The following is a 24,944-nucleotide window of genomic DNA, read 5'->3' on the forward strand; positions in this document are numbered from 1 at the left end:
AACAATGCAATCCACGATGCCTTTTTCATGAACAGGTTTTCATATGCACAGACGCCATCTGCTCAATTTGATTCTGGCGAGCGCTGCCTTCGCCCTTCCGTTCAGTGTTTCGGCCGCGCAAATTCGCAGCGCGCGGCTGTGGCGTTCTGATGAGAAGTTGCGATTGGTCTTCGATTTGAGCGAGCCTGTGCGCTACAAGACCTTCACGCTCAGTGCTCCGGAACGGCTGATCATCGATGTGTCCGGCGCAAATCTGAGCGGGGATTTCAGTCAGTTGACGCTGAACGGCACGGTAATCCGGTCGATTCGATCCGGGCCTTTTGGTCAGGGAGACACTCGGATTGTTCTCGATCTGAGCAATCCAGTGCTGCTGAATAGCTTCCTTTTGGCGCCGCAGGATGGCCAAAGTCATCGGTTGGTTCTGGATTTAGTCACTGCGAAAACGTCGCCAGTGACCACAATGGTTCCACGTGAAACACCCAAGATCGGCGCTCACCCCAAGCGCGACATCATCGTAGTCGTCGATCCAGGGCATGGCGGAAAGGATCCCGGTGCGGTCGGCGCGAAAGGTGAGCGGGAGAAAGATGTGGTGCTTTCCATTGCTCAGCTACTCGGCAAACGCCTGAAAAAGGAAAAAGGATTCGATGTAAAACTGGTGCGCAATGACGACTTCTTCGTGCCTTTACGTAAGCGCGTGGAGATTGCCCGTCAGCATAAAGCCGACATGTTTATCTCGGTGCATGCCGATGCGGCGCCACGGCTGACAGCCTCCGGCGCCTCTGTGTATTGCTTGTCTGAAGGTGGTGCGACATCGGCGACGGCGCGCTTTATGGCGCAGCGGGAGAACGGCGCGGATCTACTTGGCGCTACCCGCCTTCTCAATCTCAAGGATAAAGATCCAATGCTCGCCGGGGTGATTCTTGATATGTCGATGAACGCGACGATCGCCGCCAGTCTGCAACTGGGCAACACCGTGCTGGGCAGTCTGGCCAGTATCACTACGCTGCATCAGAAGCGCGTGGAACAGGCTGGATTTGCCGTGTTGAAGTCGCCCGATGTGCCGTCGATTCTGGTGGAAACCGGCTTCATTTCCAATGTTCGCGACAGTCAGCGACTGGTCACGGCGCGGCATCAACAGGCCGTGGCGGATGGTTTGTTTGAGGGATTGCAGCGCTATTTCGAGAAAAATCCACCGATGGACAGCTATCTCGCCTGGCGACAGGAGCAGCATAAAGCGTCGGTCTAGCAGCCGAGGATTCGGCTGCAAGTAAATTTCGCACTGCTGCCGCCCGAGCTGGAGAAGCGATTAATGGTCGTCCAGCCGACGCGGCGGGTGTAGCCAACCCACGCTTCGCCATCAGAGGCGACACCGGTGAAGAATGTCAGTTGGCCAAAGCGACTGTTGGTTTGCGCCCAATAACGCGGCCCAATTTTTTCAAATCCACGCAGGTAAAGCGTATTGCCGACAGTGTTGACGCTATACGCATTGCCCTCGGCATCGATGCACGCCAGCAGATTAGCGCTACGTGTGCAGCTGGCCAGCGTCGGCAACTGCGCCGACGCATTGCCAGCAATCAGCAATCCAAGGCTCAACAACGAGCATTTCAGCGCAGTTTTCATTACCAATTCCGCGTGTGGGATGGGCTCAGCTTCCTGCTGTTTATCGCTCAGGACAAGAGCAGGGCTGGTTTATTCATGTTGTTATACTATAACATAAATAATAACTGAGCCTGAGCAGGCCGATTTCAAGCGTTTAGCTTCAACGAAACCCTCGTATGAAGCCTCAAAAACGCCAAGCGCTAGTAAAAGCGTCAATCGGCTACCTTCCTATGAGGATTATCCAATGTCAGCCGAATTGCCCGTCACCGTACTTTCAGGATTTTTGGGCGCCGGAAAAAGTACACTTTTGAATTACGTACTACGTAATCGAAAGGGCCTTCGCGTCGCAGTCATCGTCAACGATATGAGCGAGATCAACATTGATGGCAGCGAAGTCCAGCGTGATGTCAGCTTAAACCGCGCAGAAGAAAAAATAGTCGAAATGAGCAACGGCTGTATCTGCTGTACGTTACGCGAAGACTTGCTCGAAGAAGTCAGCAAACTCGCCCGGGAAGGGCGCTTCGATTATTTGCTGATCGAATCCACCGGTATCTCCGAGCCGTTACCGGTCGCTGAAACCTTCACCTTCCGCGATGAACACGGGCAAAGCCTCTCCGACATCGCGCGTCTCGACACCATGGTCACTGTAGTCGACGGTGTGAATTTCCTGCCGGACTACCAGGCGGCAGAAAGCCTCGCCTCCCGTGGCGAAATTCTTGGCGAGGAAGACGAGCGCTCGATCACCGACCTGTTGATCGAACAGATCGAGTTCGCCGACGTGCTGTTGATCAGCAAGATCGACCTGATCAGCCAGCCCGAGCGTGAGGAATTGATCGCCATCCTCAAACGCCTCAACGCTCAAGCCGAGATCATTCCGATGGTGATGGGCGAAGTGCCGTTGGAGAAGATACTCAACACTGGCCGCTTCGATTTCGACCGAGCCGCGCAAGCACCGGGCTGGCTGCGGGAATTACGCGGTGAGCACGTTCCGGAAACCGATGAATACGGCATCGCTTCCACAGCCTATCGCGCGCGCAGACCCTTTCACCCTGAGCGCTTCTTCAATTTCATCGATCGTCCGTGGCTGAACGGCAAATTGCTGCGCTCCAAAGGATTCTTCTGGCTGGCGAGCAAACCCACAGACGCCGGTAGCTGGTCGCAGGCCGGCGGCTTGATGCGCCACGGTTTTGCCGGGCGCTGGTGGCGTTTCGTAGCGAAAAACCAGTGGCCACAGGATCAGGAAAGCACCGTCGCGATCATGGAAAACTGGATACCGAGCGTAGGAGACTGCCGCCAGGAACTGGTTTTCATCGGTCAGAACATCGATTTCCTACAGCTCTCCGACGAATTGGACGACTGCCTGCTCACCGATGAAGAGATGGCCCTCGGTGTAGAAGGCTGGCGATTGCTGCCGGATCCGTTCGGCCCTTGGCATGAAGAGGCCGCCTGATGCTCGCCCTCAAACTCATGCAAAACCGTACGCGCTATCAGCATCAAGGATCGACACCTGAAACGCTGACGAAAATCCTCCAGGACGACACCAACCTCGCCGTGTGGCAGCGGCAATTGCCGTTGCACATCAGCGATTTCGCTCAGTTACTGCTATCGCTCAACGAACCGTTGGCGGAATCACTGTGCCTGGAGTTGCCGAAAGAGGACGCCGAGCCTGACCTGACCGGGTTGGCCTCAGGCTTCCGTGATCTGGAAGGTTACGAAGGCTTTATCGCTGACCTGAAATGGCTGGTCAGCGCCTTCGCCTGTTTGCTGGGCGCCAAGCGCATCGGCCTGCGCCTGCGGGTGCTCGATAAAGCCATGTGCCCGCGATTTCATGTCGATCACGTGCCGGTGCGACTGATCACCACCTACGCCGGCGTCGGCAGCCAATGGCTCAAGGAAGGCACGATGGATCGCCAGCAACTGGGCCAGGCCAACGCCGAACCCCAAGCGCAAATCCAGCAACTCAACAGCGGCGACGTCGCGCTATTGAAAGGCGAGAAATGGCACGGCAATGAAGGCTTCGGTCTCATCCATCGCTCACCGCAACCGGCCGCCGGCGAGCGTCGTTTGATACTGACCCTCGACTGGCTCGGTTAAGGCTTGAGCCACGACCCTTGGCTCTGGCCTTCGCAATACGGCTTTAAATATGCGGCATCGGTGGCGACGCCGTAATAGTGGATGTCCTGGCGATAAGGCATATTGGCGACTTGCGCGTTGCTGCACACACCGAAGGCACCGCTCGGGCACTGATCGACGTACTGCACGTCGACTTTCTGCCCGGCCAGCGTCGGTTGGCAGAAGCCATCGTTGAACAGTTTCTGCGGAATGTTGCGGTTCTGCTGACAGACTTTGACGTCGAGCCGCTCGCCCTGACTGTGCACCACGCAGGCCTGAGCCCACGCTTCGCTCGACAGCAGCGCCAACAGCAACGACCATCCCATCCAACGCATCTTCGAATCTCCCAAGAAAACTCCCGGCCATGTTGCAGAACATTCCTACCCATGTCATTGCTGGCCCTTTGGGCGCCGGCAAGACCAGCCTGATTCGCCAGCTCATGGCCCAGCGGCCAGAGGGCGAGCGTTGGGCAGTGCTGATCAATGAATTCGGCCAGATCGGCCTCGACGCCGCGCTGCTGACCAGCCACACCGATGGTATCGCACTGGGCGAAGTGGCCGGGGGCTGCTTGTGTTGCGTCAATGGCGCGCCGTTTCAGATCGGCCTCGGGCGTTTGTTGCGTAAGGCCAAACCCGATCGATTGTTTATCGAACCGTCTGGACTGGGGCACCCGGCGCAGTTGCTCAAGCAATTGAATGAGGCGCCATGGCTGGGTGTGTTGGCGGTGCAGCCGTGTGTGTTGGTGCTGGATGCTCAGGCGCTTGAGGCGGGGAAAGCGTTGCCGGCGGCGCAGCGGGAAGCGTTGGAAAGCGCAGGCCTGTTGCTGTTGAACAAGGCTGAAAACTTGGGCGAAATGGCCCGGGCAAGAATCGCCAGCGAGTTGCCGGCAGTCCCGCTGATCTGGACGCAACAGGCGCAACTATCGCTCAGCGAATTGCCGGGCCTGGCTGCACAAGCGGTCAGCGGTGTGGATAACTTGGTCGTACCCAAGGGATTAGGGCAGATGCCGGCCGTCTGGAGCGATCCGACGCTGCCGATTTGCCTGAGTCAGGCGCAGGAGGGAGGCTGGAGCATTGGCTGGCGTTGGCATCCGGGGCAGATATTCGACAAGCAGCGCATTGCTGAGTGGCTGGCCAGCCTCAATTGGCAGCGGGCGAAACTGGTTATCCACAGCGCGGAGGGCTGGGCGTCTGCGAATGCTTTGGATAATGCCGAGTTGAATTGGCAGGTCAGTGAGTGGCGGAGGGATTCGCGGATCGAGTTGATCTTCGGTGAGGTGCTGGATGTTGAGGTGTTGCAGCGGGGGTTATCGGGGTGTCGGGAGGGTTAGATCAAAAGATCGCAGCCTTCGGCAGCTCCTACAGGGTATACATAAATCCCATGTAGGAGCTGCCGAAGGCTGCGATCTTTTGATCTTTAGGGTTTCCACTTGGTATGTTCCTGCCGCCACTGGCTCAGCTCGATAACTTCCGCCCGCGGCCGCTGCACCTCAACCACCGGCGGCGTATCGTCGAACGGTGCCGGGTAGGGCGCCAGCTCGATCTGCGCACTGTGCGCACCAAACTGGGTAATCGTGCCGTTATGCCGGGATTCGCCAGTCACGGTGAATTCGAAGTTGTAGACCCGCGCCAGCCGTCGGCGACCGTTGGCGTCCTTGATCAAACCGATCTTTTTCAGCGCGACGTTACCGTCCAGCAGCTCGACGCCGACGTTGATGCAATGCTGTTTGACCCGCGCCAGCGCGCGCTCGCGCAAGCCGTGGTTGTGCCACAGCCACGCGCCGGCCACGGCGAACAGCATCAGCACGAAGATGTTTTCGAGGGTCAGCATCAACATCAAACTCCAAAAGATAGCGTCAGCTTAACTGCGTCGCCGGTCTGTCGTACAGGCTGCGTTTCGTCGCATACTGCGCGGCTTGAATTTCAATCGTTTTACGGAATGCCCCGAATGAAACGTACGCCTCATCTGCTCGCCATTCAGTCCCACGTGGTGTTCGGCCACGCCGGCAACAGCGCTGCGGTTTTTCCGATGCAGCGGGTCGGCGTCAACGTCTGGCCGCTGAACACGGTGCAGTTTTCCAACCACACTCAGTATGGCCAGTGGACGGGTGAAGTGCTGGCGCCGCAGCAGATTCCCGAGCTGGTCGAAGGCATTGCCGCGATTGGCGAGTTGGGCAACTGCGATGCGGTGCTGTCCGGTTATCTCGGCAGCGCGGCGCAGGGCCGGGCGATTCTCAGCGGTGTCGAGCGGATCAAAGCGGTCAATCCGAAAGCCCTCTATCTATGTGATCCAGTGATGGGCCATCCGGAGAAGGGTTGCAGCGTGCCGACCGAAGTCAGCGACTTCCTGTTGGAAGAAGCGGCGGCCGTGGCCGACATCATGTGCCCGAACCAGTTGGAGCTGGACAGCTTTTCCGGGCGTAAACCGCAGTCGCTGTTTGATTGCCTGGCCATGGCGCGGGCGTTGCTGGCGCGTGGGCCGAAAGCGGTGCTGGTCAAACATCTGGATTATCCGGGCAAACCGGCGGATGGCTTCGAGATGTTGCTGGTGACGGCTGAAGGCAGCTGGCATCTGCGTCGTCCGCTGCTGGCGTTTCCGCGTCAGCCGGTGGGCGTGGGCGATCTGACGTCCGGCCTGTTTCTGGCGCGGGTGCTGTTGGGCGATAGCCTGGTGGCAGCGTTCGAATTCACGGCGGCGGCGGTGCATGAAGTGTTGCTGGAGACCCAGGCGTGCGCTAGTTACGAGCTGCAGCTGGTGCGGGCGCAGGATCGGATTGCGCATCCGCGGGTGAAGTTTGAGGCGACGGCGATCAGTCTGTAATCGCGTTATCGTTCAAAAAAGATCGCAGCCTGCGGCAGCTCCTACAGGGGAATACAAAACCCTGTAGGAGCTGCCGAAGGCTGCGATCTTTTGCTTTTGATCTCAGGCGTCGCCCTTGATCTCCTGATAGCGCTTCTCCAGCTCCTGACGAATCTGCCGACGCTGCTGCGCCTGCATATACCGACGCTTGTCTTCACTGTTCTGCGGTTGCAGCGGCGGCACGGCGGCCGGCTTGCGCTGGTCATCGACCGCGACCATGGTGAAAAAGCAGCTATTGGTGTGGCGCACCGAGCGCTCGCGGATGTTTTCGGTCACCACTTTGATGCCGACTTCCATCGAGGTATTACCGGTGTAGTTGACCGAAGCGAGGAAGGTCACCAGTTCGCCGACATGGATCGGCTCGCGGAAAATCACCTGATCCACCGACAGCGTCACTACGTAACGGCCGGCATAACGGCTTGCGCAGGCGTAGGCCACTTCGTCGAGGTATTTGAGCAGGGTGCCGCCGTGGACATTGCCAGAGAAGTTGGCCATGTCGGGGGTCATCAGTACCGTCATCGACAGCTGGGCGTTTCCGGGTTCCATAACGTTCTCACGGATCAAGGCTGAATTCTGGAAGCACCTCTGCGGGTGCCTGGTCGCTTTTCAAAAGCACCGTTATCGGGACGCCGGGCGACGGGCCGCCGTCACGCCGGGATCGATCTGTTTCCATATATTGCACCGCCTTCCAGCCGCAAGTCGCGGTGTTAACCTGCAAAAGCCCCTCTCAAGGGCAATTCCCACACGAAAAGCGGATTTTTACTTCGCTCGCTCAGACTTTTCTGACGTCTGACTGCGAGCCTCGTCCTTCAAGGAGCCCACGCCATGCATGCCATCAGTTTTATTCAAGATCTGGCAGTGATCATGTTGGTCGCGGGTGTGGTGACCGTGTTGTTCCACCGCTTCAAGCAACCGGTGGTGCTCGGCTACATCGTCGCCGGTTTCATCATTGGCCCGCACACGCCGCCGTTCGGCCTGATCCACGACGAAGAAACCATCAAGACTCTCGCCGAGCTTGGGGTGATTTTCCTGATGTTCTGCCTCGGGCTGGAGTTCAGCCTGCGCAAGTTGTTCAAGGTCGGCGCGACGGCGTTTATTGCGGCGTTCCTCGAAATCGTCCTGATGATCTGGATCGGCTACGAAATCGGCCGCTGGTTCGACTGGAACACCATGGATTCGCTATTCCTCGGCGCGATTCTGGCGATCTCCTCGACCACCATCATCGTCAAGGCGCTCAACGATCTGAAGATGAAGAACGAGCGCTTTGCGCAGCTGATCTTCGGCGTGCTGATCGTCGAAGACATCCTCGGCATTGGCATCATTGCGCTGCTATCCAGTATCGCCGTCAGCGGCACGGTCAGCTCCGGCGAAGTGTTCTCCACGGTCGGCAAGCTCTCGCTGTTCATGATCGTCGCGCTGGTCATCGGCATTCTGTTGGTGCCGCGCCTGCTGGCTTATGTGGCCAAATTCGAAAGCAACGAAATGCTGCTTATCACCGTGCTAGGCCTGTGTTTCGGCTTCTGCCTGCTGGTGGTCAAACTTGAATACAGCATGGTGCTCGGCGCATTCCTGATCGGCGCGATCATGGCTGAATCGCGGCAATTGCTGAAGATCGAGCGGCTGATCGAGCCGGTTCGCGACCTGTTCAGCGCAATCTTCTTCGTCGCCATCGGCCTGATGCTCGATCCGATGATCCTGCTGCAATACGCGTGGCCGATTGCGGTCATTACCGTCGCCGTGGTGCTCGGCAAGATGTTGTCCTGCGGCCTTGGCGCTTTTATCGCTGGCAATGACGGACGCACCTCACTGCGTGTGGGCATGGGACTGTCACAGATTGGCGAATTTTCCTTCATCATCGCCGCGCTGGGCATGACCTTGCAGGTCACCAGCAACTTCCTCTATCCAGTGGCCGTGGCCGTTTCGGTGATCACCACGTTGCTGACCCCGTACCTGATTCGCGCGGCGGATCCGCTGTCGATCAAGCTGTCGAGCGCGATGCCCAAGCGTCTTGGGCGCGTACTGGGGATGTATGGCGAATGGCTGCGCAGCATTCAGCCGCAAGGCGAGGGCGCGATGCTGGCGTCGATTATTCGCAAGATCCTGCTGCAAGTCGGGGTCAATCTGGCTCTGGTGATCGCGATCTTCTTTACCGGCGCATTCTTTGCTGAACGTCTTTCGACCTGGCTGCAGGACTGGATCGCCGATCCTAGCTGGCAGAAGGCGTTGATCTGGGGCGGGGCATTGCTGGTGTCGTTGCCGTTCTTGATCGCCGCGTATCGCAAGCTCAAGGCGCTGTCGATGCTGCTGGCGGAGATGGGCGTGAAACCCGAGATGGCCGGGCGTCACACGCAGCGAGTGCGCCGGGTGATCGCCGAAGTGATCCCGATTCTCTCGCTGCTGGTGATTTTCCTGCTGTTGTCAGCCTTGTCGGCCAGTATTTTGCCGACCAACAAGTTGCTGATGCTCATCGCCGTGGTCGCGGCCGCCGTGGCGGCGCTGCTCTGGCGCTGGTTCATCCGCGTGCACACGCGGATGCAGGTGGCGCTGCTGGAAACCCTCGACAACCACAAAGAGTCGTCGGGGCATTGACCGGCCGGGGCGGCTGGCCGATCAGCTTTCCAGCCAGACGTCCCGCGCCCAGTGCCATACCGACTCCCAGGACTCTTCGGTGATCAACTCTTCTTCGCCCGACCACAGCACCACAGTGCCGTCTTCTTCGACGCAGTAGTAGTTCTCACCGTCCTGGCAGATCGGGATGAGGTCACGCGGTACGCCGATGTCCCACGCATTGGCCGCGACATCCGGCAAATAGGTGTGCGACTGCGGGTCGGTGACGGTTACCGGTTCCAGGCTGCCGTAGACCACATCGCTGACGGTCAGCAAAAATTCTTTGAAAACAAACGGGATGTTGATGAAGAGTTCTTCTTCGACTTCCACCAGTTGGTCTTCGTCAGGCAACTCCAATGGAACCGGTACGGGTTCGTTGGCTTCGCGCAGTTGTTCGATAATTTCTTCCACGTCCGGGATCCTCTTGCTTGAATGGCGCGGTTTATATGGGCCGGTTTATACAGTAGCTCGCTATAGATGCAACCGCGAAATAGAAAACCCCAGCCGAGGCTGGGGTTTTTTATTACAGCAAGTGAACCGCGCGAGGGGATCAGCCGTTCTGGCGGATACCGGCGACCAGCCAAGGCTGGTTCTCGCCCTGCGGACGTTCCATGTTCCAGCTTTCGCTGAACACTTCGCCCTGATCGAAGCGCGAGGACTTCGACACACCGTTGAAGGTCAGGGTGGCGATGGTCTTGTCGGCACGGTCATCCACGCCATCCAGTTGAACCTGGAGGTTGTCGATGTAGGTCGACTGGAACGCGTCGCCCAGATCCGCACGCTCACGCTTGAGGAACTCAAGCATTTGCGGGGTTACGAACTCGGCGATCTTGTCCATTTCGTTGGCGTCCCAGTGCTGCTGCAGCGACTGGAAGTGGCTGCGTGCAGCTTCAAGGAAGTTCTGCTCGTTGAACCAGGCTGGCGCGTTGATCACCGGACGGACGGCAGCAGGTGCAGCCGAACCACCGAAGATCGAACCCATGCCGGCAGGCTTCTGCTCGAACACTTCACGCTGCATTGGCGCGCCGGCCGGAGCCAAGTGCTCCTGCTGCTTGCGTCGACGTGCGGCGATGAAGCGGAAGATCACGAACGCGATCACGGCCATGATCAGGATGTCGAAGATCTGCATGCCCTGGAAGCCGCCGCCCATGAACATGGAAGCGAGCAGGCCACCGGCAGCGATACCGGCCAGTGGGCCGAGCCATTTCGAAGCACCGCCGGCCTTGGCCGCAGCGCCTGCGGCACCGGCAGCACCAGCGGTCGCCGCAGCGCCGCCCATGCCTGGAGAAGAAGGAGCCATCTGGCTGGTCTGGTGCGACGGCGCAGCGCCGGCGCTTTTGCCACCACCAAAGCGCTTGGCGTTGGCGTCGAGGCTCATCGTCAGGCCGATGCACAACGCCATGGCGATGCTAAGAAAACGTTTCATAAAAGGGATTTCCCGTTTGTGGAGACACGCGCGCCATGTTGCACAGCTGAAGTGTTACTGGCTAGCGAGAGAGTGTTTCGGGCTTTTGCCTGACAGGTTGCGTTCAGCTTCGCGAGGCAATCAGCGGATGTACTTTTGGCTGTAGGAAAAGGGGATTGGTTCAGAGTGATTTGTAGCGCAGAGCCACGAACCCTGTAGGAGTGAGCCTGCTCGCGATGACGGAGTGTCAGTCAACAAATCTATTGAATGACCAACCGATATCGCGAGCAGGCTCACTCCTACAAAAAAGCGAAATGGGGCTTAGATCGCTTCCAGCTTGGCGTAACCCAGCATCAGCCACTTGCTGCCTTCGCTGAAGTTCACCTGCACCCGTGCCTGCGCACCCGCGCCTTCGAAGTTAAGGATCACGCCCTCACCAAAGATCGAATGGCGTACCGCCTGGCCCAGACTCAACCCGGTTTCCGGAATTTCACTGCCGGCGAACAGGTTGCTACCACTCATCGACTGATTGCCGCCGAACGGTCGGCTGACGCTGTTCGACAAACGGACTTCCTGAATCAGACCCTTCGGCACTTCGCGTACGAAACGCGAGACCTTGTTGTAGGTTTCGCTGCCGTACAGGCGTCGGGTTTCCGCGTAGGTCATCACCAGATTCTGCATCGCCCGGGTGATGCCGACGTAAGCCAGACGGCGTTCTTCCTCAAGACGCCCTGGTTCTTCCAGGCTCATCTTGTGCGGGAACAGGCCTTCTTCCATGCCCACGAGGAACACGTAAGGAAATTCCAGGCCTTTGGCGCTGTGCAGTGTCATCAGCTGAATGCTGTCTTCGTGCTCGTCGGCCTGGGTGTCGCCGGCCTCCAGCGAAGCGTGGCCGAGGAATGCCGCCAGTGGCGTCAGCTCTTCGTCTTCTTCGTTGTTTTCGAAGTTGCGCGCGGCGCTGACCAATTCCTCAAGGTTTTCTACCCGAGCCTGGCCTTTCTCGCCTTTTTCCGCTTCGTGATAAGCGATCAGGCCGGATTGCTCGATGACGGTTTGCGTCATCAAGTGCAGCGGCATCTCGGCGCACTTGGCGGCGAGGTTCTCGATCAGCTCGATAAACGCGCCCAAAGCTCCCGCCGCACGACCGGTCAGGCCTTTATTAGCGACCAGCAGGCGCATGGCTTCCCACATCGACACATCGCTGTGGCGCGCGTGCTCGCGGATGGCTTCGACGGTTTTCTCGCCGATGCCACGGGCCGGAACGTTGATCACCCGTTCCAGCGCCGCGTCGTTACCGCGACCTTCGAGCAAACGCAGGTACGCCATGGCGTTCTTGATTTCCGCACGCTCGAAGAAGCGCTGACCGCCATAGATGCGATACGGAATACGCTCGCGCAGCAAGGCTTCTTCCAAAACGCGCGATTGGGCGTTGGAGCGATAGAGAATCGCGATATCGCTGCGGGCCAAGCCGGTTTTCAGCGCGCTTTCGATGGTTTCGACAACATAGCGTGCTTCGTCGTGTTCGTTGAACGCGGCGTACAGATTGATCGCCTCGCCATCGCCGCCGTCCGTCCACAGCTCTTTGCCGAGGCGCCCGGTGTTGTTGGCAATCAAGGCGTTGGCAGCCTTGAGGATGCCGGCGGTGGAGCGGTAGTTTTGCTCAAGACGAATGGTCACCGAATCGGCGAAGTCGGACGAGTACTGATGAATGTTCTCGATCTTCGCGCCGCGCCAGCCGTAAATCGACTGGTCGTCGTCGCCGACCACCATCAGGCTGTCGCCGCCCTTGCCGAGCAGGCGCAACCAGGCGTACTGCACGGCGTTGGTGTCCTGGAACTCGTCCACCAGAATATGGCGGAAGCGCTTTTGGTAGTGCGCCAACAGGCCCGGGTGATCGCGCCACAAATCGAGGGCGCGCAGCAGCAGTTCGGAGAAATCGATAACACCCGCGCGCAGGCACGCCGCCTCGTAGGCTTCGTAAATGCTGCGCATGGTCGCCAGGTACAAATCGCCGCTGGCCTGAATATGTTGCGGCCGCAGACCTTCGTCTTTCTGGCCGTTGATGAACCACTGCGCCTGACGGGCCGGCCAGCGTTGCTCGTCGAGACCCAGCTCGCGGATCACCCGCTTGACCAGCCGTTGCTGGTCGTCGCTGTCGAGAATCTGAAACGTCTGGCTCAAGCCCGCTTCCTGCCAGTGCGCCCGCAACAAGCGGTGCGCGAGGCCGTGGAAGGTGCCGACCCACATGCCGGCCGGGTTGATCCCCAGCAACTGCTCGATGCGGTGACGCATCTCGGCAGCGGCCTTGTTGGTGAAGGTCACCGACAGGATGGAGTGGGGCGAGGCGTTTTCGACCTGGATCAACCAGGCGATACGGTGCACCAGCACTCGGGTTTTACCGGAGCCAGCACCGGCCAGGACCAACTGACGGCCAACGGGGGCTGCTACGGCCTGGCGTTGGGCATCGTTGAGGGAGTTCAGCAGAAGGGAGAGATCATCGCGCATCGGGGCATTCTAGGGTGCGCCGCAGGCCCGGGCAAACCGAGCTTTGCATTAGCCGATGAAAGTGCTGCCAATGACGACCGGTCGGTCACCGGCGACAGCCGTTGGCCCGCTTGGCTCTGCGGGTTTCAACGGTGCCTGAGGGGGGAAAAGTTTTGCGCAAATTATGATCTGGCGTGGTTTGGCAAGTTGATCGGCTTGTGTATGCTCCGTCCACGTTTCGGGCGCACGCCCTCCTTATAAGAACAAGAACGTTGCCCATGACCCTCAGCTCCGAACTGTCGGGCCCCTCTGTGGAACCCCGGGTTATCCGCAAGCACTACGCCACCGAGATGGCGGTCGAGCGCACGCGCCTGCTGTATCAGGGTTCTTTATTGCCCACGCTGTTCATGTTGATCAATGGTCTGGTCTGCGCCGGTTTGCTCTGGAGCCCGCAGCGCTACTTCGTGGTCAGTATTTGGCTGGTGTGGTTGCTGTCGCTGGTCGCGCTGCGGGTGATTCAAGTGGCCGCGTTCGATTCCGCCATTCCCAATCGACAGGCGCAGCCGATCTGGCGGCGAATGTTCCTGCTCGGCTCAACGATGACCGGCCTGACACTGGCCGGCGCCGGCATCGCTCTGGTGCCCGCCGATAACTTCATGCAGCAAGCCTGGGTGTTCGGCCTGATTGGCGCCGCGACGTTGTCGGCCAGTGTTGCGTATGCGGTGAGTCTGCCCGCATTTTTGTCCTTCACCTTGCCGTGTCTGTTGCCAGCGATCGGCTATCTGTTTTGGGGCGGCGACGAGCAGGCGCGCGGTTGGGGCTGGCTCGGGTTGATCTTGCTCGGCTCGCTGAGTGTGGTGGCGTGGCAGGTCAATCGGCTGATCGATCGCGGCTTGCTGCGGCGCTTTCAGAATCAGCACCTCATTGAACACCTGCAACAGACCCAATCCCGTAGCGAGCAACTCAATCAGGAACTGGCCAAGGAGATCGACCACCGGCGTTGTGCCGAGGGCAAGTTGCGCGAAGCCCAGGTTGCCCTTGAAGATCGTGTTGCCCAACGCAGCCGCGAACTGGACGCCGCCAATCAGGCCCTCAGCAAAAGCGAAGCGCGGCTGGCGCTGGCGTTGAAAGCCAGTGAGCTGGGATTGTGGGACTGGAACCTGCAAACCGACGAAGTCCATCACACGCAGATTCAGGAACTGTTCGGCCTCGCCCCGGAATACGTCACGGCTTTGCTGCGCGATCTCAAACCGCGATTGCACCCCGAAGACGTGCCCAACCTCAAACTCGCGCTGACCGAGCATTTAAAGGGCCGCACCGAGGATTATCAGATTGAGTACCGCGTGCGTCATGGCGACGGTCATTGGGTGTGGATCGAAGACCGTGGCCGCGCGGTGGAGCGCAGTGACAGCGGACGCGTAATCCGCATGGTCGGCACCCGCCGCGACATCAGCGTCAGCAAAAGCCTCGAAGAACAGCAACGCCTGGCGGCGACGGTTTTTGAAGCGGCCAGCGAAGGCATCGTCATTCTCGATCCGAACTACGCGCTGATCGCGATCAATCAGGCGTTCAGTCGCGTCACCGGTTACGACATCGACGACATGCTCGGGCGCAACGTCGTCGAGCTGCCGTGCAGCCGCGATGCGCGCCGTCATTACGTGGCGATCCGTCATGCACTGGAGCAGCACGGCAGTTGGCAGGGTGAGTTGGTCGAAACGCGCAAGAACGGCGAGCTGTATCCGCAGTGGCTGCAATTGAATTCTGTGCGCGACAGTCGCGGTAATGTCAGCCATATCGTCGGCTTCTTCGCCGATCTCTCTGCGCGACGCGAATCCGAAGAGCGCATGCGTTACCTGACCCATTACGACGAACTCACCGGGCTCGCCAATCGCTCGCTGTTCCGTGAACGTCTGCACGAAGCGCATCAGCGTTCACGTCAGGGTCGACGCAGTCTGGCGTTGCTGCACATCAATCTGGATCGCTTCAAATTGCTCAACGACAGTCTCGGCCATGAAGTCGCTGACCAGTTGTTGCAGAAGATGGCGCGGCGGCTGGTCAACGCGTTGCCGGAGGCCGACACCATTGCGCGTTTGTCCGGCGATGAATTTGCGGTGCTGTTCGATGCTTACGGCAACCTGTCGAGTCTGGCGCGGGTCGCTACGCGATTGTCGGCCAAGCTGCGTTTGCCGCTGACGGTTGAAGGGCATGAACTGGTGGTCAGCGCCTCGATGGGCATCAGTATGTTGCCGGACAATGCGCGGGAAATTTCCGCGCTGGTCAGTCAATCGAATATGGCCATGCAACACGCCAAACACCTCGGCGGCAACAACTTCCAGTTCTACACCGAGAGCCTGCAAGCCAGCACCCTCGAGCGTTTGCAGCTGGAAAACCAGCTGCGCAAAGCCATCGAGGACAAGCAGCTCAAAGTGTTTTACCAGCCGAAGCTGTGCCTCGAATCGGGGCGCTTGAACGCGGCGGAAGCACTGGTGCGCTGGGATCACCCGACCATGGGCCGGGTGCCGCCGGGGGATTTTATAGGGCTGGCCGAGGAAACCGGATTGATCGGCCCGATCGGCGAATTCGTCCTGCGTCAGGCTTGCTGGCAGGCGTGCGAATGGCAGCGACAAGGGCTGGAGCCGATCCGCGTTTCGGTGAACCTCTCGGTGCATCAATTGCGTCAGGGCAAACTGGTCAGTCTGGTGCGTCAGGTGCTGGAGGAAACCGGTCTGGCGCCGCACTACCTCGAACTGGAACTGACCGAAAGCCAGTTGCTCGACAGCGTCGAACACATCATCGCGACCTTCCAGCAACTGCGCGATCTGGGCGTGAAACTGGCGATCGACGACTTCGGCACCGGCTATTCGTCACTGAGTTATCTCAAGCGTATTCCGGTGGATTACGTGAAGATCGATCAGGCGTTCATACGCGGATTGGGCGAGGGCAGTGAGGATGCGGCGATTACCCGCGCGATCATCGCCATGGCTCACGGGCTGTCGCTTAAAGTGGTCGCGGAGGGCGTTGAACGGCAGGATCAGCTGGAATTTTTACGCGCCGAACGTTGCGATGAGGTGCAGGGCTATCTGATCAGTCGTCCGGTGGAGGCTGCCGGTCTGGCCGGGCTTTTGCGCAATCAGGAAAAACCGCTTTAAGGGCTACATGCACCCCATCGCGCCTGATATGGGGACATGGAGTTACGCATTGAGCAGGCAAAAAGCCAATTCATGTAGTATAACTACAAGCGTGCTACATCCTTGCCCATAAGAAGAGTCCAGCCCCTTGAATCTGCTGCAACACATCGCCCAGTCACGTCACCTGTTACGCAAGTCGGAGCTCAAGGTCGCCGACCACGTGCTGCTTGACCCTGCGGCCGTGATGCACAGTTCCATGGCCGACCTGGCCCACAACGTCGGCATCAGTGAACCGACCATCGTGCGCTTCTGTCGCGCCATTGGCTGCTCCGGTTTTCAGGATCTCAAACTGAAGTTAGCGCAGAGCCTTGCGGCCGGTGCCAGCTTCGGTCAGTTCGCGATCCATGAAGACGACTCGGTCGCCGATTACAGCCTGAAGATTTTCGACACCACGTTGCACACGTTGATGGAGGTTCGCGAGAAGCTCGATCCGATTGAGTTGCAGCGCGCGGTGACGCTGATGTCGCAGGCGCAGCGCGTCGAGTTCTATGGTTTTGGCGCGTCGGGCGCGGTCGCGGCGGATGCGCAGCACAAGTTCTTCCGTTTATTGCTGACCGCAGCGGCGTACTCCGATCCGCACATGCAGGCGATGTCGGCGGTGACGTTGAAGCCGACCGATGTGGCGATCTGTATTTCCCAGTCCGGGCGCTCCAAGGATTTGCTGATCACCGCTAATCTGGTGCGTGAGAGCGGCGCTTCGTTGATTACCTTGTGCCCGAGCCAGACGCCGTTGGCCGAGTTGTCGACGGTGAATCTGGCGATCGATGTGCATGAAGACACTGAGATCTATACGCCGCTGACCTCGCGTATCGCGCACCTGGTGGTGATTGATGTGTTGGCGATGGGCGTGGCCATGGCGCGTGGGCCGAGCCTGGTTAACCACCTCAAGAGCGTGAAGCGCAGTCTGCGTAGTTTGCGCCTCTCTCCGAAAGCCGCCAAAGCTCTGGATGATTAAGATCAAAAGATCGCAGCCTTCGGCAGCCCCTACACGGTCAATGTAGGAGCTGCCGAAGGCTGCGATCTTTTGCTTTGTAGTCGGCAACTTTCATCAAACCGTCATCCCCGCCGCCTATCGTGAAACTCCCGTCATCGCCTTGGGAGACTCGAAATGGCTCAGCCCTACGAAGAACGCAACAGCGCCGCGAAAACCCGTCGTCAGCAGGAAGACCAGCGCCGCATGGAATTTCGCCGCGCTATCGAGGATCGCTTCGAACTCCGTCAGCTTCAAGCCGAAATCGGCGACTTTCCCGATATCACTCACTGGCAGGCGGCACCCGCAGCTTCCCGTCGAAGCGCTCAACCAGCGCGCTGATCTGCACGCGTTCGCTGCGGATAAACGCCAGGAAGGCGTGCGCCACCGGTGACAAGCGTTTGGCTTTCGCTTGCACCAGGCACCAGCTACGGAACAGCGGCAATTCCTCGACCGGCAGCTCGACGAGCCCGCCGGTCGCCAGCTCCAGGTTCAGGGCATGGCGCGTCAACAGCGCCAGGCCCAGACCCGCTTGCACACATTCACGCTGTGCTTCGGCCGACGCCACTTCCTGAGTCTGAGTGAAGTGCACGCGTTTCTCTTTGAAATACTCTTCGCACGCCAGTCGCGTACCCGAGCCGGGCTCGCGGATCAGCAGCGTGTAGGGTTCCAGATCCTGTAACCGCAACGGGCCCATGTGCGCCAACGGGTGATCCGGGCGCGCCACGGCAACAATCGGGTTGTTGAGGAATGGCAAAAATTCCAGGCCCATGTCCTGCGGCACCATCGACATGATCACCAGATCGTCACGGTTGTCCGACAGCCTGCGAATGACCTGGCCACGGTTGACCACGGTCAGTTGCAGATTCACTTCCGGGTGCTGGCGTTTGAACGCGGCAAACAGGTGCGGGACGAAATATTTGGCGCTGGATTCCACCGCCAGTTTCAGCTGACCCTGCAGCGAACCCTGCATGTCCGACAGCTGCATATCGAGGTTTTCCAGACGCCCGAAAATATCCCGGCTGGCGCGCTGAAGGGCTTCAGCGGCTTCGGTCATGTAGAGTTTTTTGCCGACATAATCGAATAATGGCTGGCCGATCAGCTCTTCCAGCTGCTTTATTTGCAGGCTGACCGCCGGTTGGGTGAGCGACATTTCATCCGCGGCGCGGCTGTAAGAGCGTAAATCACACACCTCGTTGAAGATCTGCAGCTGACGCAATGTCATACGCATCAAGGACTTACGCATTTTATTCGGGCTCGGCGCGCGGGTAGATGTTTTAACTATAAGTCTTTACTTATGGCTAACCCAATTATTATTCATTTTTGTTAATCCCTTATGAGCGCTAGTGTGGATCTGCGACTAAATTGAAACATTTGGTCACGCGTCGACCTGGGTCTAGCAGGTCGTGGTGCCACCGGCTCAAGGGAACCTCCAAGTGATAACAAAGATCCTGATCGCCAACCGTGGTGAGATTGCCGTACGAATCGTGCGAGCCTGCGCCGAAATGGGCATTCGCTCGGTAGCGATTTTTTCCGACGCCGACCGCCATGCGCTGCATGTGAAGCGTGCGGACGAGGCCCACAGCATCGGTGCCGAGCCACTGGCCGGTTACCTGAACCCGCGCAAACTGGTGAACCTCGCCGTGGAAACTGGTTGCGATGCCCTGCATCCCGGCTACGGTTTCCTTTCGGAAAACGCCGAACTGGCTGATATCTGCGCCGAACGCGGGATCAAGTTCATTGGCCCGTCGGCAGAGGTCATTCGCCGCATGGGCGACAAGACCGAAGCGCGCCGCAGCATGATCAAGGCCGGCGTACCGGTGACGCCGGGCACTGAAGGCAACGTCGCCGACATCGAAGAAGCTTTGGTCGAAGGTGACCGCATCGGTTACCCGGTGATGCTCAAGGCCACCTCCGGTGGTGGCGGCCGTGGTATCCGCCGCTGCAACAGCCGCGAAGAACTCGAACAGAATTTCCCTCGGGTGATTTCTGAAGCGACCAAGGCGTTCGGTTCTGCCGAAGTGTTCCTGGAAAAATGCATCGTCAATCCCAAGCACATCGAAGCGCAGATCCTCGGCGACAGCTTCGGCAACGTCGTGCACCTGTTCGAGCGTGACTGCTCGATCCAGCGTCGCAACCAGAAGCTCATCGAAATCGCCCCGAGCCCGCAACTGACCCCGGAACAGCGCGCCTACATCGGCGACCTGTCGGTGCGTGCGGCCAAGGCAGTGGGTTACGAGAACGCCGGCACCGTAGAGTTCCTGCTCGCCGAGGGCGAGGTGTACTTCATGGAGATGAACACCCGGGTGCAGGTGGAACACACCATCACCGAAGAAATCACCGGGATCGACATCGTCCGCGAACAGATTCGCATCGCTTCCGGCCTGCCGCTGTCGGTGAAGCAGGAAGACATTCAGCACCGTGGTTTCGCGTTGCAGTTCCGTATCAACGCCGAAGACCCGAAGAACAACTTTCTGCCGAGCTTCGGCAAGATCACCCGTTACTACGCCCCCGGTGGCCCGGGCGTGCGCACCGACACAGCGATCTACACCGGCTACACCATTCCGCCGTTCTACGACTCGATGTGCCTGAAACTGGTGGTCTGGGCACTGACCTGGGAAGAGGCGATGGATCGTGGCCTGCGTGCGCTGGACGACATGCGTCTGCAAGGCGTGAAGACCACCGCCGCGTACTACCAGGAAATCCTGCGCAACCCGGAATTCCGTAGCGGCCAGTTCAATACCAGCTTCGTTGAAAGCCACCCTGAACTGACCAACTACTCGATCAAGCGCAAACCCGAAGAGCTGGCCCTGGCCATCGCCGCCGCCATCGCCGCCCACGCAGGCCTATGAATGAAACAGCTGCGAGCTTTTAGCTGCAAGCGGCAAGTAAAAGCAGATTGGCTTTTTCTTGCAGCTTTTAGCTTGAAGCTTGCCGCTATGAGGAGATACCAATGACTAAGAAGATCTTCGTTACCGACACCATCCTGCGCGACGCTCACCAATCGCTGCTCGCCACCCGCATGCGCACCGAAGACATGCTGCCGATCTGCGACAAGCTCGACAAAGTCGGCTACTGGTCGCTGGAGTGCTGGGGCGGCGCGACGTTCGACGCCTGCGTACGTTTTCTGAAAGAAGACCCGTGGGAGCGTCTGCGCCAACTGCGCGCGGCGCTGCCTAACACGCGTCTGCAAATGCTCCTGCGTGGCCAGAACCTGCTGGGCTACCGTCACTACAGCGACGACGTGGTCAAAGCCTTCGTCGCCAAAGCTGCCGTCAATGGCATCGACGTGTTCCGCATCTTCGACGCGATGAACGACGTGCGTAACCTGCGCGTGGCCATCGAAGCGGTGAAAGCGGCCGGCAAACATGCCCAAGGCACCATCGCTTACACCACCAGCCCGGTGCACACCATCGACGCGTTCGTCACCCAGGCCAAGCAAATGGAAGCCATGGGTTGCGACTCGGTGGCGATCAAGGACATGGCCGGTCTGCTGACACCGTACGCCACTGGCGAACTGGTTCGCGCACTGAAAGCCGAGCAGTCGCTGCCGGTGTTCATCCACTCGCACGACACGGCCGGTCTGGCGACCATGTGCCAGCTCAAGGCAATCGAAAACGGCGCCGACCACATCGACACCGCGATCTCCAGCTTCGCTTCGGGCACCAGCCACCCGGGCACCGAGTCGATGGTCGCTGCGCTCAAGGGCACCGAATTCGATACCGGTCTGAACCTCGAACTGCTGCAAGAGATCGGTCTGTACTTCTACGCCGTGCGCAAGAAGTACCACCAGTTTGAAAGCGAATTCACCGCCGTCGACACCCGCGTGCAAGTCAACCAGGTGCCGGGCGGGATGATCTCCAACCTCGCCAACCAGTTGAAAGAGCAGGGCGCTCTCAACCGCATGGGCGAAGTGCTCGCGGAAATCCCGCGCGTGCGTGAAGACCTCGGTTTCCCGCCGCTGGTGACGCCGACTTCGCAGATCGTCGGCACCCAAGCGTTCTTCAACGTGCTGGCCGGCGAGCGCTACAAGACCATCACCAACGAAGTGAAGCTCTACTTGCAAGGCGGCTACGGCAAGGCGCCGGGCGTGGTCAACGAGAAGCTGCGTCGTCAGGCGATCGGTAGTGAAGAAGTCATCGACGTGCGTCCGGCCGATCTGCTCAAGCCGGAAATGACCAAGCTGCGTGCCGACATCGGCGCACTGGCCAAGTCGGAAGAAGACGTGCTGACCTTCGCCATGTTCCCGGACATCGGCCGCAAGTTCCTCGAAGAGCGTGCCGCCGGCACCCTCACGCCAGAAGTGCTGCTGCCGATTCCTGAAGCGGGCGGTGTGACCAAGGCGGGCGGCGAAGGCGTACCGACCGAGTTCGTCATCGACGTCCACGGCGAAACCTACCGCGTCGACATCACCGGTGTCGGTGTGAAGGCCGAAGGCAAACGTCACTTCTACCTGTCCATCGACGGCATGCCGGAAGAAGTGGTGTTCGAACCGCTCAACGAATTCGTCGGCGGTGGCAGCAGCAAGCGCAAGCAAGCTTCGGCACCGGGCCACGTCAGCACGACCATGCCGGGCAACATCGTCGATGTGCTGGTCAAGGAAGGCGACACCGTCAAGGCCGGCCAGGCTGTGCTGATCACCGAAGCGATGAAGATGGAAACCGAGGTCCAGGCAGCGATTGCCGGCAAGGTCACCGCGATTCATGTGGCCAAGGGTGATCGGGTCAATCCGGGCGAAATCCTGATCGAGATCGAAGGCTGAGATAACCGCCGCGATCCAACGCTTTAAACCTCGGGGGGGCATGTGCTCCCCTTTTTTTTGCTTTTTTTCTCTGTAGGAGCTGCCGCAGGCTGCGATCTTTTGATGTTGTTGTTTAAGGGCAAGATCAAAAGATCGCAGCCTGCGGCAGCTCCTACAGGGGATTTGCGGGTGGCGCAGAACCGTGTGGGAGCGGGCTTGCTCGCGAAAGCGGTGTGTCAGTCGAAGCAAATACTGGCTGACGTTCCCTTTTCGCGAGCAAGCCAAGATCAAAAGATCGCAGCCTGCGGCAGCTCCTACAGGGGATTTGCGGGTGGCGCAGAACCCTGTGGGAGCGGGCTTGCTCGCGAAAGCGGTGTGTCATTCGAAGCAAATATCGACTGAGACTCCCTCTTCGCGAGCAAGCCCGCTCCCACAACAGCCCATCAGATCGTTAGAACGCCATGCGCCATTGGCCCATCACGCCAGTGTTGCGGCTGTCGGAGGCGATGTCGCCGGTGACGCCCATGCCCAGCGTATGACTGGCGGACAGCGCCAGATCGAGGCCAGCATCCAGCGATAGACTGTTGCGATCCAGTTGCGCCCCAGCGATTTCGAAACCGATGCCACCGTTAAGCAACTCCTGGCGCGTGTGCATGTCGAGTTCGCCGTAGGTATGTTTCCAACCCGCACTCAGACGTGGCGTCAGTTGCATGCCGTTGTCGAGGTTGTTGGTTTTTGCCACGCGAAGGCCAAAGGTGCTGCTCAGGTTTTTCTGCGACTGACCGTGAACCTTCAACGCCGCGTCGCCACCTTTTTCGCTGTAACTGTCACGCTGGTAGCGCTGGTAACCGAGATTGGCGAAGGGCTCGAGTGTGAAATCGCCTTGGCCGAGGTCGTAACCTATTTCGGCAAAGGCTTGCTGGGTGCTCGCGTCGTAGCTGCCTTTGAGGCGATCGCTAAAACCGTTGAACGCCACCCGACGTTTGCTGCTGCCGTCATGACTGGCATAAGTGGCGCCGAGGCGCAGCGCCAGCGGGCCGTCCTGACGCACCGCGTAGGCACCGACATGCCAGCTGTCGAGATCGCCATCGGCATGGCGCGCATCGAGTTTGGTCTGCGAGTTACCACCGATGATCCCGACATGCCATTGCTCATCGAGACGCCAGTCAGCACCTGCAACGAGACCTTGGGTCGAGTGTTTCAGGGTGCTGTCGGCGTCGCGATCGATTTTGCCGCCATTGCCCAAAGCCTGAACCCAGACTCGACCATTGCCGTCACCTGCTTTAGCCGATCTTGCATCTGTGTCGAGCTGACGCATGGCCGACAGCATGCTGTCGCTGACCGGTGACACGGCGCTCAGTGTGGCTTTGGCAAGGTTGGCGTTGCTGCCGGCGGCGAGTTGATCGAGCGCCAAAGCAGCGGTGTTTCTGTTACTGCCGAGCAGGGCGACGAGGGCTTGGTTCGCAGGTGCGATCGGTGCAGAAACACTGGCCGGGACGACGCTTGCAGTTGGTGCAGTCGTTGCAGGCGCCGCAGGAACAGCTTGAGTCGCGGCCGACGCGGACGCCAGGACAGGGGCTGCATTTTCAGCTGGCTCGGTAACCGCAACGGCAACAGGTGTTTCAGCTGTCGGGGAAGTATCAACGGGTTCAGCCGTTACCGCCGAAGTAACTACCTCGGCGGAGACGGCAGTTCCGATTGAAGCGGCAGCCTCAACAGGAACAACCGAAACAGCAGTGTCCGCTGGCTCCGTACTCATTTCGGAAACTGCCGCCACCACCGGAGCAGAAGACTCCGAAGTCGCGATGTCGATCACCGGCGTTTCCACCTGCGCTCCCGTCGTCTCAGCCACCACCGGCACTACTTCTGGCGGCGCGACCGGAGTGGTGGAAGCATCAAGCATCTGATCGATTTGTTTACCAATTTCGCCAGCATTTTCCGATGAGGCGGCGTTTTCAACCTTCTCTGCATTTCGGCTAAACGTCAGCCCGACCTGTTTCTCGTCGTATTTCAGCGTTGGTGTCATGAACGCCAGATCGTTTTCAATACGGCCAAATTCCCCAACGACTTTTCCCGCTGTCAGAACCGTGTGCTGACTGCTTTTCGGGTAGTCGCCCGCCGTTGTGAGTTGCAACGTCGAATTACCCAGATCGGCCGTCCCAGCGACATCGATGGTCTTGCTGTTGCCTTTCGCTTTGACCTCGTAAGCCAGCGTTGCGCTGGAATTCAGGTTCAAATCACCATTCACGGAAGGTGCGCCGAGCGCCTGATTAACCTTCAGCATTCCATGAACATTCAATGTGCCAGTTGCACCTCCACCAGCGAATTGGCCCTTTTCATCAACGTGGACTGCACCGCCAATAATTCCCCGGTTGTTGAGGTTGCCGCCAGCGGAGACAAAAGCGCCTTCCTCGATCCCGCCTTTATTGATCAGCGTGCCTTCGACCACGGCATGTCCAGCAATCGCACCTTCATTGGTGAAGGTAGCTTCAGGACGCACCACAACCCCTGCGGTGAAGTCCGAGGGCGTATTTTTGACTCGAGTCCAGACACCTTGCTTGACCTCAAGGCCATGGAAGTTCCGCGTATCACCCAGCGAGCCCTTGGCCGCATCAAGTTGCAGGACATTCACACCGCCGGCGCCATCCACCGGGCCTGCAAAGCTGCCTTTACCGGTGACGATGAGCAGATCATCGCGCTCACTAAAAGGCTCGGCATAACCCTTCTTGTCGATCGGTGTTTTAAGGGTGTCGGGATCGTTGATGAAGGTGTCGAGTAGCGCCGTCAGCGCGCCAGGGGTTGGCACGTTGGCAGGCACTTCTTCGGCCTGTGTGAATTGAGCGCAGCTCACCGCGAGGGTGATGGCCAGCGCCAGTTTTTTCGGTTGGTAAAAGTGTTGAACGGGCATCAAGTAAGGCCTCTTTTGACTGGAGACCAAACTCTAAGTTGAAGGCCTGTGGGGCCGATGTCAGCTGCTTC

20 protein-coding genes are annotated in these 24,944 nt (G+C 59.1%); 11 read left to right on the top strand and 9 right to left on the bottom strand.

From position 1 onward, the window contains the following. Window positions 1-43: 43 nt before the first annotated feature. Entirely contained in the window at window positions 44-1,246 is a 1,203-nt protein-coding gene (locus ACIOMO_RS15430) for an N-acetylmuramoyl-L-alanine amidase (protein WP_401241794.1), read from the top strand. On the opposite strand, the gene ACIOMO_RS15435 is transcribed toward ACIOMO_RS15430, so the two are convergent. Beyond that, window positions 1,243-1,620, bottom strand: a complete 378-nt coding sequence (locus ACIOMO_RS15435) for a glutamine synthetase (RefSeq protein WP_401241797.1) — start codon at window positions 1,618-1,620, stop codon at window positions 1,243-1,245. The two genes, ACIOMO_RS15430 and ACIOMO_RS15435, sit on opposite strands and share 4 nt — an antisense overlap. Window positions 1,621-1,843: 223 nt before the next feature. Here ACIOMO_RS15435 and zigA point away from each other — a divergent pair, with 223 nt between their 5' ends. Continuing rightward, window positions 1,844-3,049 carry a zinc metallochaperone GTPase ZigA gene (gene zigA / locus ACIOMO_RS15440; RefSeq protein ID WP_401241800.1) on the top strand — a complete coding sequence of 402 codons (1,206 nt, stop codon included), beginning with the start codon at window positions 1,844-1,846 and terminating at the stop codon, window positions 3,047-3,049. Continuing rightward, window positions 3,049-3,693: a DUF1826 domain-containing protein gene (locus ACIOMO_RS15445; RefSeq protein WP_401241803.1), complete on the top strand. Its 645-nt coding sequence runs from the start codon at window positions 3,049-3,051 to the stop codon at window positions 3,691-3,693. The genes zigA and ACIOMO_RS15445 overlap by 1 nt, the downstream gene beginning before the upstream one ends. On the opposite strand, the gene ACIOMO_RS15450 is transcribed toward ACIOMO_RS15445, so the two are convergent. Continuing rightward, window positions 3,690-4,046 (bottom strand): NADH:ubiquinone oxidoreductase, encoded by a 357-nt coding sequence (locus ACIOMO_RS15450; RefSeq protein ID WP_401241806.1) that lies wholly within the window; start codon window positions 4,044-4,046, stop codon window positions 3,690-3,692. The two genes, ACIOMO_RS15445 and ACIOMO_RS15450, sit on opposite strands and share 4 nt — an antisense overlap. Before the next feature lie 29 nt (window positions 4,047-4,075). On the opposite strand from ACIOMO_RS15450, the gene ACIOMO_RS15455 reads away from it, so the two are divergent. Beyond that, complete coding sequence (locus ACIOMO_RS15455) at window positions 4,076-5,041, top strand: CobW family GTP-binding protein (protein WP_401241809.1); 966 nt, start codon at window positions 4,076-4,078, stop codon at window positions 5,039-5,041. Between the two features lie 86 nt (window positions 5,042-5,127). On the opposite strand, the gene ACIOMO_RS15460 is transcribed toward ACIOMO_RS15455, so the two are convergent. Further along, window positions 5,128-5,541, bottom strand: a complete 414-nt coding sequence (locus ACIOMO_RS15460) for a DUF3301 domain-containing protein (RefSeq protein WP_159813311.1) — start codon at window positions 5,539-5,541, stop codon at window positions 5,128-5,130. Between the two features lie 117 nt (window positions 5,542-5,658). Between ACIOMO_RS15460 and pdxY the strand changes: the two genes are divergently transcribed. Then, complete coding sequence (pdxY, locus tag ACIOMO_RS15465; protein WP_401241811.1) at window positions 5,659-6,531, top strand: pyridoxal kinase PdxY; 873 nt, start codon at window positions 5,659-5,661, stop codon at window positions 6,529-6,531. Window positions 6,532-6,633: 102 nt separating this feature from the next. Here pdxY and ACIOMO_RS15470 read toward each other — a convergent pair whose 3' ends face one another. Continuing rightward, window positions 6,634-7,116 carry an acyl-CoA thioesterase gene (locus ACIOMO_RS15470; RefSeq protein WP_003229693.1) on the bottom strand — a complete coding sequence of 161 codons (483 nt, stop codon included), beginning with the start codon at window positions 7,114-7,116 and terminating at the stop codon, window positions 6,634-6,636. Between the two features lie 279 nt (window positions 7,117-7,395). Here ACIOMO_RS15470 and ACIOMO_RS15475 point away from each other — a divergent pair, with 279 nt between their 5' ends. Further along, window positions 7,396-9,159 (top strand): cation:proton antiporter, encoded by a 1,764-nt coding sequence (locus ACIOMO_RS15475; RefSeq protein ID WP_053125192.1) that lies wholly within the window; start codon window positions 7,396-7,398, stop codon window positions 9,157-9,159. 21 nt (window positions 9,160-9,180) lie between these two features. Here the strand turns inward: ACIOMO_RS15475 and ACIOMO_RS15480 are convergent, their stop codons facing one another. The 3 genes from ACIOMO_RS15480 to uvrD all read right to left on the bottom strand — a co-directional run bounded on the left by ACIOMO_RS15480 (window position 9,181) and on the right by uvrD (window position 13,087). Beyond that, the gene (locus ACIOMO_RS15480; protein WP_008078852.1) at window positions 9,181-9,588 is read right to left on the bottom strand and encodes an SMI1/KNR4 family protein; all 408 of its coding nucleotides are present in this window, start codon (window positions 9,586-9,588) and stop codon (window positions 9,181-9,183) included. A 139-nt stretch (window positions 9,589-9,727) separates the two neighbouring features. After that, window positions 9,728-10,603 carry a Tim44 domain-containing protein gene (locus ACIOMO_RS15485; protein ID WP_401241813.1) on the bottom strand — a complete coding sequence of 292 codons (876 nt, stop codon included), beginning with the start codon at window positions 10,601-10,603 and terminating at the stop codon, window positions 9,728-9,730. 300 nt (window positions 10,604-10,903) lie between these two features. Then, window positions 10,904-13,087, bottom strand: a complete 2,184-nt coding sequence (gene uvrD / locus ACIOMO_RS15490; protein WP_401241816.1) for a DNA helicase II — start codon at window positions 13,085-13,087, stop codon at window positions 10,904-10,906. Window positions 13,088-13,344: 257 nt separating this feature from the next. Here uvrD and ACIOMO_RS15495 point away from each other — a divergent pair, with 257 nt between their 5' ends. The 3 genes from ACIOMO_RS15495 (at window position 13,345) to ACIOMO_RS15505 (ending at window position 17,566) form a co-directional block, all read left to right on the top strand. Beyond that, entirely contained in the window at window positions 13,345-16,215 is a 2,871-nt protein-coding gene (locus ACIOMO_RS15495) for a putative bifunctional diguanylate cyclase/phosphodiesterase (protein WP_401241819.1), read from the top strand. A gap of 127 nt (window positions 16,216-16,342) precedes the next feature. After that, window positions 16,343-17,209, top strand: a complete 867-nt coding sequence (gene hexR / locus ACIOMO_RS15500) for a transcriptional regulator HexR (RefSeq protein ID WP_053125183.1) — start codon at window positions 16,343-16,345, stop codon at window positions 17,207-17,209. A gap of 153 nt (window positions 17,210-17,362) precedes the next feature. Then, on the top strand, window positions 17,363-17,566 hold the full coding sequence (locus ACIOMO_RS15505; RefSeq protein ID WP_077575111.1) for a PA3496 family putative envelope integrity protein: 204 nt from the start codon (window positions 17,363-17,365) through the stop codon (window positions 17,564-17,566). Here ACIOMO_RS15505 and ACIOMO_RS15510 read toward each other — a convergent pair. Beyond that, window positions 17,508-18,470, bottom strand: coding sequence for a LysR family transcriptional regulator (locus tag ACIOMO_RS15510; protein ID WP_159813193.1), 963 nt, complete (start codon window positions 18,468-18,470; stop codon window positions 17,508-17,510). The two genes, ACIOMO_RS15505 and ACIOMO_RS15510, sit on opposite strands and share 59 nt — an antisense overlap. Before the next feature lie 190 nt (window positions 18,471-18,660). On the opposite strand from ACIOMO_RS15510, the gene ACIOMO_RS15515 reads away from it, so the two are divergent. Both ACIOMO_RS15515 and oadA read left to right on the top strand, forming a co-directional pair. Continuing rightward, window positions 18,661-20,076 carry an acetyl-CoA carboxylase biotin carboxylase subunit gene (locus ACIOMO_RS15515; RefSeq protein ID WP_053125176.1) on the top strand — a complete coding sequence of 472 codons (1,416 nt, stop codon included), beginning with the start codon at window positions 18,661-18,663 and terminating at the stop codon, window positions 20,074-20,076. A 101-nt stretch (window positions 20,077-20,177) separates the two neighbouring features. Continuing rightward, on the top strand, window positions 20,178-21,986 hold the full coding sequence (oadA, locus tag ACIOMO_RS15520) for a sodium-extruding oxaloacetate decarboxylase subunit alpha (RefSeq protein WP_159813191.1): 1,809 nt from the start codon (window positions 20,178-20,180) through the stop codon (window positions 21,984-21,986). Between the two features lie 430 nt (window positions 21,987-22,416). On the opposite strand, the gene ACIOMO_RS15525 is transcribed toward oadA, so the two are convergent. Continuing rightward, entirely contained in the window at window positions 22,417-24,873 is a 2,457-nt protein-coding gene (locus ACIOMO_RS15525; RefSeq protein ID WP_401241824.1) for an autotransporter domain-containing protein, read from the bottom strand. Between the last annotated feature and the right edge of the window lie 71 nt (window positions 24,874-24,944).

It is taken from the genome of Pseudomonas sp. NPDC087804, assembly GCF_044742965.1.
In the GTDB taxonomy this organism is placed as follows: Bacteria; Pseudomonadota; Gammaproteobacteria; order Pseudomonadales; family Pseudomonadaceae; genus Aquipseudomonas; species Aquipseudomonas rustica.